The organism is Rhodococcus sp. NPDC060090, assembly GCF_042729855.1.
Lineage (GTDB): Bacteria > Actinomycetota > Actinomycetes > Mycobacteriales > Mycobacteriaceae > Rhodococcus.
In genome coordinates, this window is the sequence record NZ_JBHWXB010000001.1 from 415,554 (window position 1) to 429,029 (window position 13,476).

Sequence of the window (13,476 nt, forward strand, 5' to 3'; positions counted from 1 at the left end):
GGAGTTTCATGCCCGACTCACAGACGTGGGTTGCCGTCGCCACCGTCAAAGAGGTGGCTCGGCGCCGCAAACTACGTGTGGAAGTAGACGGTGTGGCGATCGCGCTGTTCCACGCGAACGACCACATCTACGCCTTCGCCGACCTGTGTGTCCACCAGGATCGTTCCCTTGCCAAGGGCACACTCCTGCACGGGCGGGTCATCTGCCCGGGCCACCAATGGCGGTTCGACCTCGACACCGGCTACGAGGAAGACCAGGACCTCTGTCAGCCGACGTATGCCGTGCATGTCGACGGCGACACCGTCCACATCGACCCCACACCGCGCCAGGTGTCCGGAAGGGAGTGTGCTTCATGACAATCCGCACCGTTGTCACGGTCGGCGCCGGCCAGGTCGCTGCCGTCGCCGCCCGCACCCTGCGCCGCCGCGGGTTCGACGGCAGGATCATCCTGCTCGGCGACGAACTGCACGCACCGTACCAGCGCCCGCCGCTCTCCAAGGAGTTCCTCACAGGACGTGAAGAGGTGGAATCCCTGGCGCTTCTGACTCCGAAATGGCTCGAGGCCAACGACATCGACATACGTACGGGTGTCTCGGTCCGACGCGTCGACACCGCCTCAGGCACCGTCGAATTCGACGGCGGAAGCATCGCCGCTGATGCCGTCGTCCTCGCGACTGGAGGCCGCCCACGTGCTCTCTCTACAACGGGGACTCGACCCGACCTGGTCCACTACCTTCGTACCCTCGACGACGCGCAGGCGCTCGCCGCGCGACTCACCCCAGACTCGTCACTCGCCATCGTCGGCGGCGGATTCATCGGACTCGAGATCGCCGCGACCGCCCGTTCCCTCGGGGTGAACGTAACGGTGGTCGAGCAGGCCGAGCACCTGCTCGGCAACGTCCTCGGCCGGCAGGTCGGCAGTTACTGCGCGGATCTGCATCGCCGCGGAGGCGTCGATCTGCGCACCGGCACGGGCGTTGCCTCGGTGGACACCTCCGACCGCGGAGTCCGGATCACGACGACCACCGGGGACGTCGTCGATGCGGATGCGGTGGTGGTCGGCATCGGTATCGTCCCGAACGTCGAGGTCGCCGCGGCCAGCGGATTGGCTGTCGACGGAGGGATCGTGGTCGACGCCGTGGGGCGCACGGCGGTGCCGAACGTGTATGCCGCAGGTGACGTCGCCAGCCGTCACTCCCCTCGCGTAGGCCGACACATCCGCGTCGAGCATTTCGACAACGCCAACCGGCAGGCTGTTGTGGTGGCAAACGCGCTCGTCGGACGCGACACCCTCTCCGACGATCCGCACTGGTTCTGGTCCGATCAATACGACACGAACATCCAATTCGCGGGAACAGCCGCGGGAGCCACAGACTTCGTTGTCCGCGGCGATATCGACACCGGCGAGTTCTCCGTCTTCTACCTGGCGGGCGAGACACTCACCGCCGCATTCGCGATGGATCGCGGTGAGGACATCATGGCCGCCCGCGAACTGGTCGGAAAGCGTGTCGATGCTGCATTGCTCGCCGACAAGGAAGCAGATCTGTGGGAAATGTACGAGGAGTTGGAGCAAGCATGACGATAACCGGGTCGAACTTCATCGACAGCAGCTGGATACCTTCCAACTCCGGGAAGGTGTTCGAACGACGCAACCCCGCAGACGATTCCGACCTGGTCGGCACCTTCCCTGATTCGGATGTCATCGACGTGCAGAACGCCGTCGATGCGCTCGACAAGGCAGCACCCGCGTGGGCTGCGACACCACCGGAACGACGCGCCGCCATCCTCGAGGCCGCCGCCGATCACCTCGCAGCCCACGCGGACACACTCATCGAGGAGCTGATCCGCGAAGAGGGTAAAACCCGCGCCGAAGCGTCGATGGAGGTGAGCCGCACGCCGATGAACCTGCGGTTCTATGCCGGCGAGGCTCACCGCGCGGCAGGAGCCACCTATCCCGGCGGCGGCCCGACCACGGTGTATACGGTGCGCGAACCCATAGGGATCATCGGTGCGATCACTCCGTGGAACTTCCCGCTCAACATACCGTCGCGCAAACTCGGCCCAGCACTCGCCGCCGGAAACACAGTGTTGTTCAAGCCATCCGAGATCACCCCGCTCATGGGACAACGTCTTGTCGAAGCGCTGCTCGCCGGAGGACTACCGCCCGGCGCGATCGCCCTCGTCCAGGGAGACGGTAAGGCAGGCGCCGCAGTGGTCGGCGACGAGCGTGTCGCGGCAGTGACATTCACCGGGTCCACAGAGGTCGGCAGGGCAATCCACCGTGGCATCGGCCCCGAACGCCGCGTGCAGTTGGAAATGGGCGGAAAGAATCCCGTCGTCGTGCTCGCCGATGCCGACCTCGATGCCGCCGCGGCGCTCATCGTCAAAGGAGCGTTCGGATTGTCGGGACAGGCCTGCACCGGCACCAGCCGCGTCATCGCGGTCGACGAAATCCACGACGCACTCCTGGACAAGGTGGTCGCGCGGACCGAAGCGCTGACCGTCGGACCCGGTGATCAAGCCGTGGCCATGGGGCCACTCGCCTCCCCCGCGCAGCTCGACAAGTTCCTCGAATACGTCGCGTTGGGCCTTGACGCAGGCGCGCGACTTGTGTGCGGAGGGGTACGCATCGACGGGTTGTTCGTGCGTCCCACCGTGTTCGCCGACACGACCCCCGGTATGCGGCTGCTGACGGACGAGATCTTCGGTCCCGTCCTCGCCTTCCAGCGCGCCGGCTCGTTCGACGACGCCCTCACCCTGGCAAACGACACCGCATTCGGCCTGAGTGCCTCGATCGTGACGAGGAACCTGTCGGACGCACATCGGTTCATCGCGGGGTCCAGGACCGGTCTGGTGAAGGTCAACCAGCCCACCACCGGCATGGCCATGAACGCACCGTTCGGCGGCTACAAGCAGTCGAGCACCCAGACGTTCAAGGAACAGGCCGGACCGTCCCTCATGCAGTTCTACCAATCCGAGAAGACCGTGTACCTGTCGCCCGAGGCCTGACCGTTCTCATACCTACCTGGAGGAAGACCATGGAGTTCAAGCGAGTGGCCCGTTCCGGGCAGGTAACCGAAGGCATCGTCCGCCGGTTCTACGCCGAGGACTACGAATTCGCGATCTCGCGATTGGACGGCAAAGCATATGCGACGTCCAACTACTGTTCTCACCTCGACTGTCTGCTCTCGTCCGGCAAACTCGTGCAGGACGGCATCGGATGCTCCTGCCATGGAAGCGCTTTCGACCTCGAGACCGGCGAGCCGATCTGCCCGCCCGCGACCGAGCCGATCAAGACCTACCCGTGTGAGGAACGGGACGGCGAGATCTTCGTCGGCATCGATCCCAGCGAGCCTCCGGAAGGTCCGCGCCGGCGCAGGATGCGGTCGGCATGAGCGCGCGGCGGCCCTCCACACTGGCGACCGGTGGCATGGTTGCGTCGAGCCACCCCCTCGCGAGCCAGGCAGGAGCGCGAGTACTCGCCGACGGCGGCAACGCAGTCGACGCAGCGCTCGCGATGGCAGCGATCACGTGGCTGACCCTGCCCGGACAATGCGGCATCGGCGGCGACGCATTCGCCGTGGTGCGCGACCCGGACGGCTCCGTGTGGACCGTCAACGGCAGTGGCTACGGACCGGATGGCGGTGCTCCCGACTTCTATCGGGGCAACGGCCTCGCTGCGATTCCATTGGACGGCGCCCTCGCCGTCGCCGTACCCGGTGCGCCCGCCGCACTCGCCGCCCTGCACGGGCGTGCGGCGAGCATGCCGTTGGCCAACCTGTGGGAACCTGCCGCCCGTATCGCAGAACGCGGACTGCCGTGCTCGGTGAAAACCCGCGCCGACGTGCAGGCAGCGCTCCACGCCATTCGCGCCGACGCCGGTCTCGCCTCGGTGTACACGGCATCCGGAGACGCTCCGCGCGTGGGTGATCGGCTCCCGCAAGTCGACCTGGCGCGCACGATCCGTGCACTCGCATCGGATCCTTCGTCGTTCTACAGCGGAGTTGTGGCCGAGCAATGTGTCGCGGCATTGCAGGATTTCGGTGCACCTTTCAGCGGCGACGAATGGCATGCCTGCGGGTCGGTACCTGTCGAGGCAGCCCTGACCGGAAGTTATGCGGAAGCGACCATCCACCAGACACCGCTACCGACACCGGGCTGGATGGTGTTGCAGCAAGCCGCACTGTGCGACGGGGAACTGGGCTCGAGCGCATTTCTCGGCGCGCCTGCCATCGACCGGATGGCACGCGCCGCAGCACTTTCGTTCGAAGACCGACTGCGCTGGTGCAGTTCGGACAACGACGGCCTCGAGCGCGCCCTGTCGGCGTCGAACATCGAGGCAGGGCTGGCTCGGCTCTCATCTCGCCACCCCATGGGCGAGTTCGCTGTGTCGGGCGGGGATACGACGTCGTTCGTCGCCGTCGACTCCGAAGGACGAGCGGTCTCGTTCATCCATTCACTCGCATTCACATTCGGCGCGAAGTTCACAGTGCCCGGAACCGGGATCGTCCTCAACAACCGTCTCGGTCGCGGCGCATACCTGATCGACGGGCATCCGAACGAAGTGTCGCCGCGACGCAAGCCACTGCACACCCTCAACGCGTGGATCGTCACCGGCAATGACGGCGAACTGATGCACGTCGGCAACACTCCGGGAGGCGACGGCCAGGTGCAGTGGAACATGCAACTGCTGTCGCACCTCCTCGACCATGGACTCGATCCGCAAGCGGCAGTGGAAGCACCGCGCTTCACGGTATACCCCGGGTCCGACGCCAATACCCTCGGCGACGCGCCGGAGCTGCGCATCGAAGGACGTGTCGACGACGAAATAGTGCGATCGCTGGCGGACATGGGGCATCGGGTGAAGGTGCTCGAGCCCTTCGGCGCCGAGGGCAGTGCGCAGATCGTGTCGCTGCAGCGGGGCGTGCTGAGCGGTGGCAGCGACCCGCGACAAGAGGGGGTGGTGTTGGGTGTCGAGTAGCTTTACTGCTCCTGTACCGCAAGGTCGATACGTCGCTGCGGTGTTCGCGGGCGATACGGTCCGCACCGCAGGCATGACGTCGCGGGTAGACGGCATTCTCACTGTGACCGGCCGAGTGGGAGCAGAGGTGACCGTCGAGGAGGCTTCGGCTGCAGCGGCCGTGTCTGTGCGCAATGCACTGGCTGCGGTGCGCTCGGTGTTGCCCGCCGGTATGAGTTTTCGACCCGTCGAAATGGTGGTGTACGTGGCGGCAGCTGCCGAATTCACTTCGCTGTCGACGGTTGCGGATGGGGCGTCGGAGGTGATCGCAGCGGAGCTCGGTGTCGAGAGCCTGCCCGCACGCAGCGCGATCGGGGTGTACACGCTTCCAGGCGGGGCGCCCGTGGAGGTTGCGCTCACAGCGGTCGTGGTGTGAACCTGTGCCCCAAAGTGCTGAGCGCGTGGGAACATCAACGTGATACCGACCGGCCGGGAGAACGTCGGCGACCACGGAATTCTCCGGAATGACGAAGTCTCACGGGCGCGGGCCGGATCTGAAATGAGCTCTGGAGCCGCGATGAGGCGATCCGGATGTCGCGGTGCACGAAATCAAATGAATGGCAGATCAGGAGCGACCGATGAGAGCGTTGACACTCATTCCCGGACGCAATGATTCACTCCAGGTCGAGCAGGTGCCCGACGCCGTCCCCCGCGACGGGGAGCTGCTCGTGCACGGTATCACACTCGGAGTGTGCGGCACCGACAAGGAGATCGCCCGCGGCGACTACGGATGGGCCCCACCTGGCCGGGAACGGTTGATCCTCGGACACGAATCTCTCGGCCGCGTGGTCCAGGCACCGCAGGGGTCCGGTTTCGCCGACGGCGACCTGGTGGTCGGCGTGGTGCGCCGTCCCGATCCGCAGCCGTGTGGCGCCTGCGCTCATGGCGAGTTCGACATGTGCCGCAACGGTCGCTATCGGGAACGCGGCATCAAGGAGCTCGACGGATACGGCAGCGCCCTGTGGACAGTGGAACCCGACTACGCGGTGCACCTCGATCCGCGGCTCGAACACACCGGGATGTTGCTCGAACCCACCAGCGTGGTGGCGAAAGCATGGGAACAGATCGACTACATCGGCCGGCGCAGCTGGTTCGAACCTCAGCGGGTTCTGATCACCGGTGCCGGCCCGATCGGGTTGCTCGCTGCTCTGATCGCAGTGCAGAAGAAGCTCGAGGTGCACGTGTTCGATCGAGTGACAGACGGCCCGAAGCCCGAATTGGTGCGCGGGCTCGGCGCCACCTATCACCACGGAGACATCACCGACGTGGTCGGCGAGTGCACACCGGATGTCGTCGTCGAGGCTACCGGCGCGAGTGCGGTGGTGATCGACGCGATGGCGGGCACCCGCCGTTATGGCATCACGTGCCTCACCGGCGTCTCGACAGCCGGACGAACGATCGACATCGACGCCGGTTCGCTGAACCGCTCCATGGTGCTCGAGAACGATGTGGTTGTCGGATCGGTGAACGCCAACCTGCGCCACTACCGCGCCGCGGCCGACGTGCTCGTCGACGCCGACCCCGCGTGGCTCGAGGCGATGATCACCAGGCGGGTGCCGCTGAGCCGTGCGCTGGAGGCGTTCGAGCCCGCCGACGACGACGTGAAGGTAGTAATCGATCTGGAGAAGTAGTTTCGATCAGGGCCCTGTCGCACCGGGAGCAGTGCTCCTCTCGCGAACGAGCAGAATACCGAGCGCGATCATGCCTGTGCCGAGGACGAAGTGCAGCCAGTCGTCGGCGGTGTTGAGGGGCACGAAATTGGCGGAACTGTTCTCGTCGATGATCAACCCGTAGATCCACAACACCAGGTAGATGATGCCGCCGGCCAGCAAGAAGATCCGAGCCGCCGACGCGACGCGCGACGCAGCGATCCCAGCAACACCGAAGAGCAGGTGCACGATGTTGTGGAGAATCGACACCTGGAAGATACCGAGCAGCATCGCCCCCGAATGATGGCCGGCGCCGGAAAGTTGATCGTAATCGGTGGTGATCCCCGGGATGAATCCGAGGATCCCCACGAGAAGGAAGACCACACCGACGACCAGAGAAGCCGTCTGTACAGGTGTGGCAATCATCGACGTCCGCGCTGGGCGAGCGCGTGGAGTGGTCATCGCTTGACCTCCGTCTAGACGGTGCAGGATGCGCTGTTCACGATGGGATAACCCCGTTCTACACGTGCAAACCCCTGCTCGATGTAACAGCAGGAAGCAGCGGCACGATGTTCTGGACGGCTGCGGTACATGCCCTCCACAACGCATTGTCGCTCTGCCTATAGCGTTCGCCCACGAATTTCGGCAGCGCACGTAATTCCGGTGCGACTCGAGGAGCGAATGTTCATGCGACAGGACGCAGGGAACGATCGACGAGCCGCCTGGTCTGTTCCGAAGACCCACAGCGTCGCAGTTGCGGCCGGACCGTGGATGCCGGGGTGGTATCCCGACCCCTCCTACCGCCGGATCGAACGGTGGTGGAACGGTCACAACTGGACTCGAGCGGAACGGCCTCGCGGAGCGAATACACCGCGCGGTGGCCATCGCACAGGGTCCGGTGCGCGTCTGTCGCTCTCCACCGATGCCAAGCGCGCTGTGATCATCACCGTGGTCGCCGCAGCAGCGTTCGCTCTGTGGGGGTACACGGCGGCCGAGGCTGCGCCCGTGTCCGACTCGCGCTCGATTTCGGCGCCTTCCACCGATGGTCATATGCCGGCTGCGCCCGGATCACCCGCCGATCTGCCGTCAGTCCCAGAGTGAACTGCCGACTTCGGTCATCTCCCTGCCGACCGCCGAGGGTGGGGCGTTCTCCGCGATGTGACCACGTAGCGTTCTCGCGAACTCTGCCGCGTTACCTGCGCGGAGATGTTCGGTGAGCTGCTCATGCTCGGCGATGATCTCGGCGCAGCGGGTGAGGAGTCGGTCGCCGGAAGCGAACAGCACGAAACGGTGCCGGTCGGAAAGTTGATCGTAGAGCTCGAGCAGCACCGTGTTGCCACCTGCTTCCACGAAACCCCGATGGAATCGGAGCGTGAGATCGATGAATCGACGGACGTCACCGTCGGCGAAAGCGGCACGTTGCTCGTCGATGGACTGTTCGAGACGCTCCGCCAGTCGCTGACGCAGTTCGTCCGAGGCCCTGTCCACAGCCGTCGTCTCGAGCACGAACCGGGCGTCGGCGAGTTCCGCGACGGTCCGCTCGCTCACCCCTTGGACCAGCGCCCCGCGCTTGGGGTAGATGACGATCCACCCCTCGTCCTGAAGACGAGCGAGGGCGACACGCACAGGTGTGCGGCTGACCCCGAGGTCCGCCGCCAGCGAAGCTTCGCCGAGCATCGTGTCGGGGGCATGGGTGCCGTCGAGGATGCGATCGCGGATCACCTGATAGGCACGCTCGGAGGCGCTGATGCTCTCACTTCGGTCGGCCGTCACTCTGAGCTCCTCGTCCTCGATCTGAGTCCGGTATGGATACCACTCGGCGTGGCACGGAGGTGGTTCACGGCTGCACCCGTTCGCGGGGGTGTTCGTCGTCGACGGAGGGCGTCGGCCTGCCGGGCCACTTCATCGACGGCACCGCTCTCACGGCGAATGCCAGCGTGATGAGCAGAACGCCGGTGGCCATCAGGTTGATCCACAGGAAGCCACCCATTGCCAACACCGTGCCGGCCATGGCTGCCATCAGTGCCCCGCCCAGGTTCATCGCCGAGTCCGAGGCCCCTTGAAGCGTGATCTTTGCATGCTGCGGCACCGAGGCCGTCAACAGCGCTGAGCCGCCGATGAGGAACATCGACCACCCCACGCCGAGGAGCAGCAACGCGGCGGTCAACAGCGGCATCGACGACACCGGTGCCAGAGCGTCGACGACGCCGAGGGTGATCGTCGCGATGAAGACGACGACACCGGACGCGATCACGGTGCCGGGGCCCCAGCGGTCGGACATCCACCCGAAAATCGGTGAGAGCGCATACATCCCGGCGATGTGGATGCTCACCACGATGCCGATGGCCCCGAGGTCGAACGCCTGATGATGCATGTGCACCGGAGTCATCACCATCACGTTCGTCATCATCATCTGGCCGGTGACGATGGTGACGATTGCGAACAACGGAACCGGACGGGCCGCAACGAAACGCAGTGCAGCTCCGAGGCCGAGCGGTGCCGACGTGTCGGTGGCCTGACTCGTGGCCGCAGCATCGTCGCCGGCGCCCGTGACGGTCACGTCCGGCCCGGCCGCGCCGACGCCACTCGCCAGGGTCGATGCGGCCAAGGCCGCCAGGGCGAAGGCGGCCATCGAGATCAGGTAAGGGCCGGCCAGCGGGTGCATACCGAGCGCCTCGCCCAGGTGAGCACCGGGTCCGGTGAAGTTCGGACCCATCACCGACCCGATTGTCGTCGCCCACACCACCAGGGACATCGCGCGCCCGGTCGCCGCAGGGCCGGCGGCGTCGACAGCGGCATACCGAGCCTGCAGACCGGCGGCCGTGGCCGATCCGCACATCATCATCCCGAGCATGAACAACGGGAGGAACTCCACCGCCACCGCCAAGAGCACCACCGCGGCACCGAGCGTGCCGACCCCAAATCCCAAGGTCAGCGCCCTGCGTCGCCCTGTGCGTGCCGCGAGTGCTGCCAGCGGGTAGGCGACAAGGCCGGCACCGAGGATCACGCTCATCTGCGCGAATCCGGCCATCGCGGTCCGTCCGGTGATCTGTTCGGCGAGCAGTCCGCCGACCGCGTATCCGGAGGCAATTCCGGCGCCGGAGAACAACTGGGCAGTAATCAGCTTGGCTTGCGTAAACGCTGGCGACGGCATCGACGCTGCCCCCCTTCCTTCGAGTTCGACCATCCCGCGGCGGCACAGGTGTGTCGTGGGGTGCGCGTGATGCGCGAACATCCACATCCGGACACGCATCGCGACGCTAGAATACATGTTGGATACAAGAGGTCAACGAGATATCTGAACCGCCACGAAGTCGTGCCGCGCGGCTACGTGCCTGAGCGAACGGCACATTCAGTCTTACAAAGGAGCCGAACGAACCACGCACAAGATCACAATATTGTCGCTATCATCACTGTAATTGAAGGGGGGATGTGCGAATGAGGTTGTCATTGTTCGGATCAGGAAAACGCCGCAGTGAGCGCTCGAAGCTCGACTCTATGCAAAAGTGGATCGAGGTCACTGATCGCTCCATCGAAGTCAACGAGGCACTTCGGCTCTTCCTCGAAGAGCGAGGAGTTCGACTGCAGGAGCGTGGCGACTACCGACTCATCGACGCGAGTTGGCCTGTGGCAAAGCTTAAGTCGCTGAGCGAGCAGTGCGCTCTCGCCACCGAGCTCCGCAGCGAGAGCGAATCGATCTCGGCCGAATTGGACAACATCGAACCTGCGGAATCCAGCCAGTTGGAGTCGTTCGTTGCACTGTCGGGCGTTGTCCGGCGAGCCCTCTCGGAAGCGGAGCGTCGCGCCCGTCGCTCTCAGTTCTGACCACAATCTGCTTGCAGCACAAAAAGTGTGGATCCGAGCCCGCAATCCGGTCTCGGATCCACACTTTTCGATCAGACCCGCACGACCTACTTCGCTGCCTGAGCGGTGGCCCACCGGTAGTCCGCCTTGCCTGCCGGCGTGCGCTTCACTTCGTCGACCACAACGATCGATCGCGGGATCTTGTATCCGGCCAACGACTTACGGCAATGCTCCTGGAGAGCCTCCAGAGTCAACTCGTCGACATCCGGGTAGATGGCGACGACCGCCGCAACGGCCTGTCCCATTCGTTCATCCGGCACGGGTACGACGAGGGCGTCGGCGACCGACGGATGCGCATGGAGCGCCGACTCGACCTCTTCGGCGAAAACCTTTTCCCCACCGGTGTTGATGCACTGCGAGCCGCGACCGAGGAAGACGATGGTGCCGTCGGCCTCCACTCGACCCATGTCGCCGAGGATCGACAGGCGCGAGCCGTCTGCGCGTGCCGGGAAGGTCTGGGCGGTCTTCTCGTCGTCCTTGTAGTAGCCGAGCGGAACGTGGCCGATGCGGGCGATGTAACCGACGTCGTCCGAGCCCGGCGGGATGGGCTCGAGCCGTTCGTCGACGAGGATCATGTTGGGTGTCGGCGGCATTCGCAGGTTTCCGTCTTCGTCGACGTCGAACGCGCCGTCGTTACCCGTTTCCGATGCGCCGAAGTTGTCGCGTAGCAACAGATCCGGCTTCACCGCGAGCATGCGGTCGCGCACGCTCGTCGACCAGATGGCACCGCCCGAGGTGATGGAGAACAGCGAGCTGAAGTCGATCTCGTCCTTCCTGCGTTCCATCTCGTCGACCAGTGGCAATCCCATGCCGTCGCCGACGATGAGGATCACCTGCACCTTGTCCTTCTCGATGGCCTCGACGACCCTCTTCGGGTCGAATTCGCGTCTCAGGACGACTCGTGCGCCGAGCGTGAAGAAGGTGAACAGCGAGTACAGTGCCGCGCCGTGCATGAGGGGCGCAGCGATGAGGAACGCGAGGTCGGGGAATTCCTTCGCTCCCGCCGCCACTTCGGCGAGGTCCTTGCGCGGCTCATCGCCGTACGGGTTGCCGCCGGAGAGCGGTTTGCGGAAGAAGTCGTCGTGCCGCCAGATGACACCCTTCGGGTATCCGGTGGTTCCACCCGTGTAGAGCAGGTACAGGTCATCCCCCGAGCGCGCCGGAAACTCTGCGGTGGCCGGCAGCTCGTGCGCGTCGGCAAAAGAGACCACGGCGACGGAGCGCTGTTCGGCGGCCTGCTTCAGCTCGTCGGTGGTCTCGCCGACGACGAAGACCGTGCGGATGAGCGGACAGCTCTCGAGCAATGGCGCAAGAACCTGCTGATGTTCGGGAAGTTCGACGACCACCGCCACCGAATCGGAGTTGGTGAAGATGTATTCGAGCTCGGTGGGTGTGTAGCGGTAGTTGATGTTGATCGGCACAGCTCTGATCTTGATGAGACCGAGGATGCTGGTGACGTGCTCGACGCTGTTCTTGAGAAACACCGCGACGTGATCATCCTTGGCGATCCCCGCCTGCGCGAAGAGCTGTCCGGTGCGGTTGGCCTCCGCGTCCAGTTCCGCGTACGTGAGGTTCAGGTCCTCGTAGGTGAGCGCTATGCGATCCGGCACCGCGGCCGCGGTCGTCTCGAAAACATCAGCAAGGTTGAACTTCACTGCGCATCCCTCCTGCAACCATCCATTCCGGTGAACCCTGCCCCAGAATCTAGAACACGTTTCACCTGAGGGGAAGGCTTTGCGGGGATTCGTCATGGAAGGCCATTACCCGAGGTCGTGTGGGATCCGGCCTCGGTCGTCGTCGGCGGCCAACGCGAGTCGGCGCGGTAGAAGTGCACCAAATAATGGTTGGTGCACGAAATATCGGCACACCAACCATCATTTCGGCCGCCTATGGAGCGTGGCACGCGCGAAAGATGACGGTTTTGATTCGCCGACATATGTAGTACCACTACCCTTTATCAGGTAGCACGTGGATACACCAAACCGACGGAGCGGGTGGCATGCCTGAATCGGATAATCTTCCTGTGCCGGATGGCGCCGTGATGGTCACGCTGAAAATTCGGCGGTTCAACCCCGAAAATCCGGACGCAGCAGGCTGGGAGAACTTCGTGGTCCCCGCTCTGCCGACAGACCGGGTGCTCAACCTTCTCCTGTACGCCAAGGGCTATATCGATGGAACGCTGACCTTCCGCCGTTCATGTGCACACGGAGTGTGCGGCTCGGATGCGATGCAGATCAACGGCATCAACCGACTGGCCTGCAAGGTCCTGATGCGAGACATCCTGCCCAAGGACGGCAAACCCACCACCATCACGATCGAGCCCATCAAAGGACTACCTGTCGAGAAGGACCTCATCGTCGATATGGAGCCGTTTTTCGACGCATACCGACAGATCAAACCGTTCCTGAAGACGTCGGGCCGGGAACCGGAGCGTGAGCGAATCCAGTCCCAAGCCGATCGCGCGCGATTCGACGACACCACCAAGTGCATTCTGTGCGCCTGCTGCACGAGTGCCTGCCCCGTGTATTGGGCGGATGGCAGCTACTTCGGGCCGGCCGCCATCGTCAACGCGCACCGCTTCATCTTCGACAGTCGAGACGAAGGCGCCGGGGAACGGATGGAGATCCTCAACGGTGTCGATGGGGTGTGGCGTTGCCGGATGACCTTCAACTGCACGCAAGCGTGTCCGCGAGGCATCGCGGTGACCCGAGCAATCACCGAAGTCAAACGCGCCCTGCTGTTCAGCCGCAAGGCCGTGGTCCGTTAACCTCGATTATCGGTCAGGCTATCGACCCAACGTTTCATCGGGATTGAAACCGGAACTGTAGTTCCGGGTTTCATGCACACAGTCGTTATTCATCTCTGGATCCATGCGTCTTTCGGGAACAGCACTCGAAAAGTGTCGTCACCTGCTAGCGTCCGTCATGGCAACTCTCGGTGAAA

General features: G+C 64.3%; 14 protein-coding genes. 10 read left to right on the plus strand and 4 right to left on the minus strand.

Annotation, left to right across the window (positions count from 1 at the left end):
* Nucleotides 1–8 precede the first annotated feature (8 nt).
* From ACFWCF_RS01765 to ACFWCF_RS01795, 7 genes are all read left to right on the plus strand, one after another.
* Complete coding sequence (locus ACFWCF_RS01765) at nucleotides 9–356, plus strand: Rieske (2Fe-2S) protein (protein ID WP_378556384.1); 348 nt, start codon at nucleotides 9–11, stop codon at nucleotides 354–356.
* Nucleotides 353–1,579: an NAD(P)/FAD-dependent oxidoreductase gene (locus ACFWCF_RS01770; RefSeq protein ID WP_378556387.1), complete on the plus strand. Its 1,227-nt coding sequence runs from the start codon at nucleotides 353–355 to the stop codon at nucleotides 1,577–1,579. Before ACFWCF_RS01765 ends, ACFWCF_RS01770 begins: the two co-directional genes overlap by 4 nt.
* Entirely contained in the window at nucleotides 1,576–3,009 is a 1,434-nt protein-coding gene (locus ACFWCF_RS01775; RefSeq protein WP_378556390.1) for an aldehyde dehydrogenase family protein, read from the plus strand. The genes ACFWCF_RS01770 and ACFWCF_RS01775 overlap by 4 nt, the downstream gene beginning before the upstream one ends.
* Before the next feature lie 29 nt (nucleotides 3,010–3,038).
* Nucleotides 3,039–3,395, plus strand: a complete 357-nt coding sequence (locus ACFWCF_RS01780) for a Rieske (2Fe-2S) protein (protein ID WP_378556393.1) — start codon at nucleotides 3,039–3,041, stop codon at nucleotides 3,393–3,395.
* Nucleotides 3,392–4,981: a gamma-glutamyltransferase family protein gene (locus ACFWCF_RS01785; protein WP_378556396.1), complete on the plus strand. Its 1,590-nt coding sequence runs from the start codon at nucleotides 3,392–3,394 to the stop codon at nucleotides 4,979–4,981. The genes ACFWCF_RS01780 and ACFWCF_RS01785 overlap by 4 nt, the downstream gene beginning before the upstream one ends.
* Nucleotides 4,971–5,396 (plus strand): RidA family protein, encoded by a 426-nt coding sequence (locus ACFWCF_RS01790; RefSeq protein WP_378556399.1) that lies wholly within the window; start codon nucleotides 4,971–4,973, stop codon nucleotides 5,394–5,396. The genes ACFWCF_RS01785 and ACFWCF_RS01790 overlap by 11 nt, the downstream gene beginning before the upstream one ends.
* 202 nt (nucleotides 5,397–5,598) lie before the next feature.
* The gene (locus ACFWCF_RS01795; protein WP_378556402.1) at nucleotides 5,599–6,651 is read left to right on the plus strand and encodes a glucose 1-dehydrogenase; all 1,053 of its coding nucleotides are present in this window, start codon (nucleotides 5,599–5,601) and stop codon (nucleotides 6,649–6,651) included.
* A gap of 6 nt (nucleotides 6,652–6,657) precedes the next feature.
* Here ACFWCF_RS01795 and ACFWCF_RS01800 read toward each other — a convergent pair whose 3' ends face one another.
* Nucleotides 6,658–7,095, minus strand: a complete 438-nt coding sequence (locus ACFWCF_RS01800) for a DUF4383 domain-containing protein (protein ID WP_378556673.1) — start codon at nucleotides 7,093–7,095, stop codon at nucleotides 6,658–6,660.
* A 261-nt stretch (nucleotides 7,096–7,356) separates the two neighbouring features.
* On the opposite strand from ACFWCF_RS01800, the gene ACFWCF_RS01805 reads away from it, so the two are divergent.
* The gene (locus tag ACFWCF_RS01805) at nucleotides 7,357–7,770 is read left to right on the plus strand and encodes a DUF2510 domain-containing protein (protein ID WP_378556405.1); all 414 of its coding nucleotides are present in this window, start codon (nucleotides 7,357–7,359) and stop codon (nucleotides 7,768–7,770) included.
* On the opposite strand, the gene ACFWCF_RS01810 is transcribed toward ACFWCF_RS01805, so the two are convergent.
* The gene (locus ACFWCF_RS01810) at nucleotides 7,756–8,442 is read right to left on the minus strand and encodes a GntR family transcriptional regulator (RefSeq protein ID WP_378556408.1); all 687 of its coding nucleotides are present in this window, start codon (nucleotides 8,440–8,442) and stop codon (nucleotides 7,756–7,758) included. The two genes, ACFWCF_RS01805 and ACFWCF_RS01810, sit on opposite strands and share 15 nt — an antisense overlap.
* Before the next feature lie 64 nt (nucleotides 8,443–8,506).
* Nucleotides 8,507–9,940 carry an MFS transporter gene (locus tag ACFWCF_RS01815; RefSeq protein ID WP_378556411.1) on the minus strand — a complete coding sequence of 478 codons (1,434 nt, stop codon included), beginning with the start codon at nucleotides 9,938–9,940 and terminating at the stop codon, nucleotides 8,507–8,509.
* Nucleotides 9,941–10,167: 227 nt separating this feature from the next.
* Here ACFWCF_RS01815 and ACFWCF_RS01820 point away from each other — a divergent pair, with 227 nt between their 5' ends.
* Nucleotides 10,168–10,494, plus strand: coding sequence for a hypothetical protein (locus tag ACFWCF_RS01820; protein ID WP_378556414.1), 327 nt, complete (start codon nucleotides 10,168–10,170; stop codon nucleotides 10,492–10,494).
* A gap of 86 nt (nucleotides 10,495–10,580) precedes the next feature.
* Here ACFWCF_RS01820 and ACFWCF_RS01825 read toward each other — a convergent pair whose 3' ends face one another.
* Nucleotides 10,581–12,188: an AMP-binding protein gene (locus ACFWCF_RS01825; protein ID WP_378556416.1), complete on the minus strand. Its 1,608-nt coding sequence runs from the start codon at nucleotides 12,186–12,188 to the stop codon at nucleotides 10,581–10,583.
* 344 nt (nucleotides 12,189–12,532) lie between these two features.
* Between ACFWCF_RS01825 and ACFWCF_RS01830 the strand changes: the two genes are divergently transcribed.
* The gene (locus tag ACFWCF_RS01830; protein WP_378556418.1) at nucleotides 12,533–13,300 is read left to right on the plus strand and encodes a succinate dehydrogenase iron-sulfur subunit; all 768 of its coding nucleotides are present in this window, start codon (nucleotides 12,533–12,535) and stop codon (nucleotides 13,298–13,300) included.
* Nucleotides 13,301–13,476: the final 176 nt, after the last annotated feature.

Bases quoted from the DNA above. Each gene is read 5' to 3' on its own strand.
- ACFWCF_RS01765 (WP_378556384.1), top strand. From the start codon at position 9: ATGCCCGACTCACAGACGTGGGTTGCCGTCGCCACCGTCAAAGAGGTG.
- ACFWCF_RS01770 (WP_378556387.1), top strand. From the start codon at position 353: ATGACAATCCGCACCGTTGTCACGGTCGGCGCCGGCCAGGTCGCTGCC.
- ACFWCF_RS01775 (WP_378556390.1), top strand. From the start codon at position 1,576: ATGACGATAACCGGGTCGAACTTCATCGACAGCAGCTGGATACCTTCC.
- ACFWCF_RS01780 (WP_378556393.1), top strand. From the start codon at position 3,039: ATGGAGTTCAAGCGAGTGGCCCGTTCCGGGCAGGTAACCGAAGGCATC.
- ACFWCF_RS01785 (WP_378556396.1), top strand. From the start codon at position 3,392: ATGAGCGCGCGGCGGCCCTCCACACTGGCGACCGGTGGCATGGTTGCG.
- ACFWCF_RS01795 (WP_378556402.1), top strand. From the start codon at position 5,599: ATGAGAGCGTTGACACTCATTCCCGGACGCAATGATTCACTCCAGGTC.
- ACFWCF_RS01800 (WP_378556673.1), bottom strand. From the start codon at position 7,095: ATGATTGCCACACCTGTACAGACGGCTTCTCTGGTCGTCGGTGTGGTC.
- ACFWCF_RS01805 (WP_378556405.1), top strand. From the start codon at position 7,357: ATGCGACAGGACGCAGGGAACGATCGACGAGCCGCCTGGTCTGTTCCG.
- ACFWCF_RS01815 (WP_378556411.1), bottom strand. From the start codon at position 9,940: ATGTATTCTAGCGTCGCGATGCGTGTCCGGATGTGGATGTTCGCGCAT.
- ACFWCF_RS01820 (WP_378556414.1), top strand. From the start codon at position 10,168: ATGCAAAAGTGGATCGAGGTCACTGATCGCTCCATCGAAGTCAACGAG.
- ACFWCF_RS01830 (WP_378556418.1), top strand. From the start codon at position 12,533: ATGCCTGAATCGGATAATCTTCCTGTGCCGGATGGCGCCGTGATGGTC.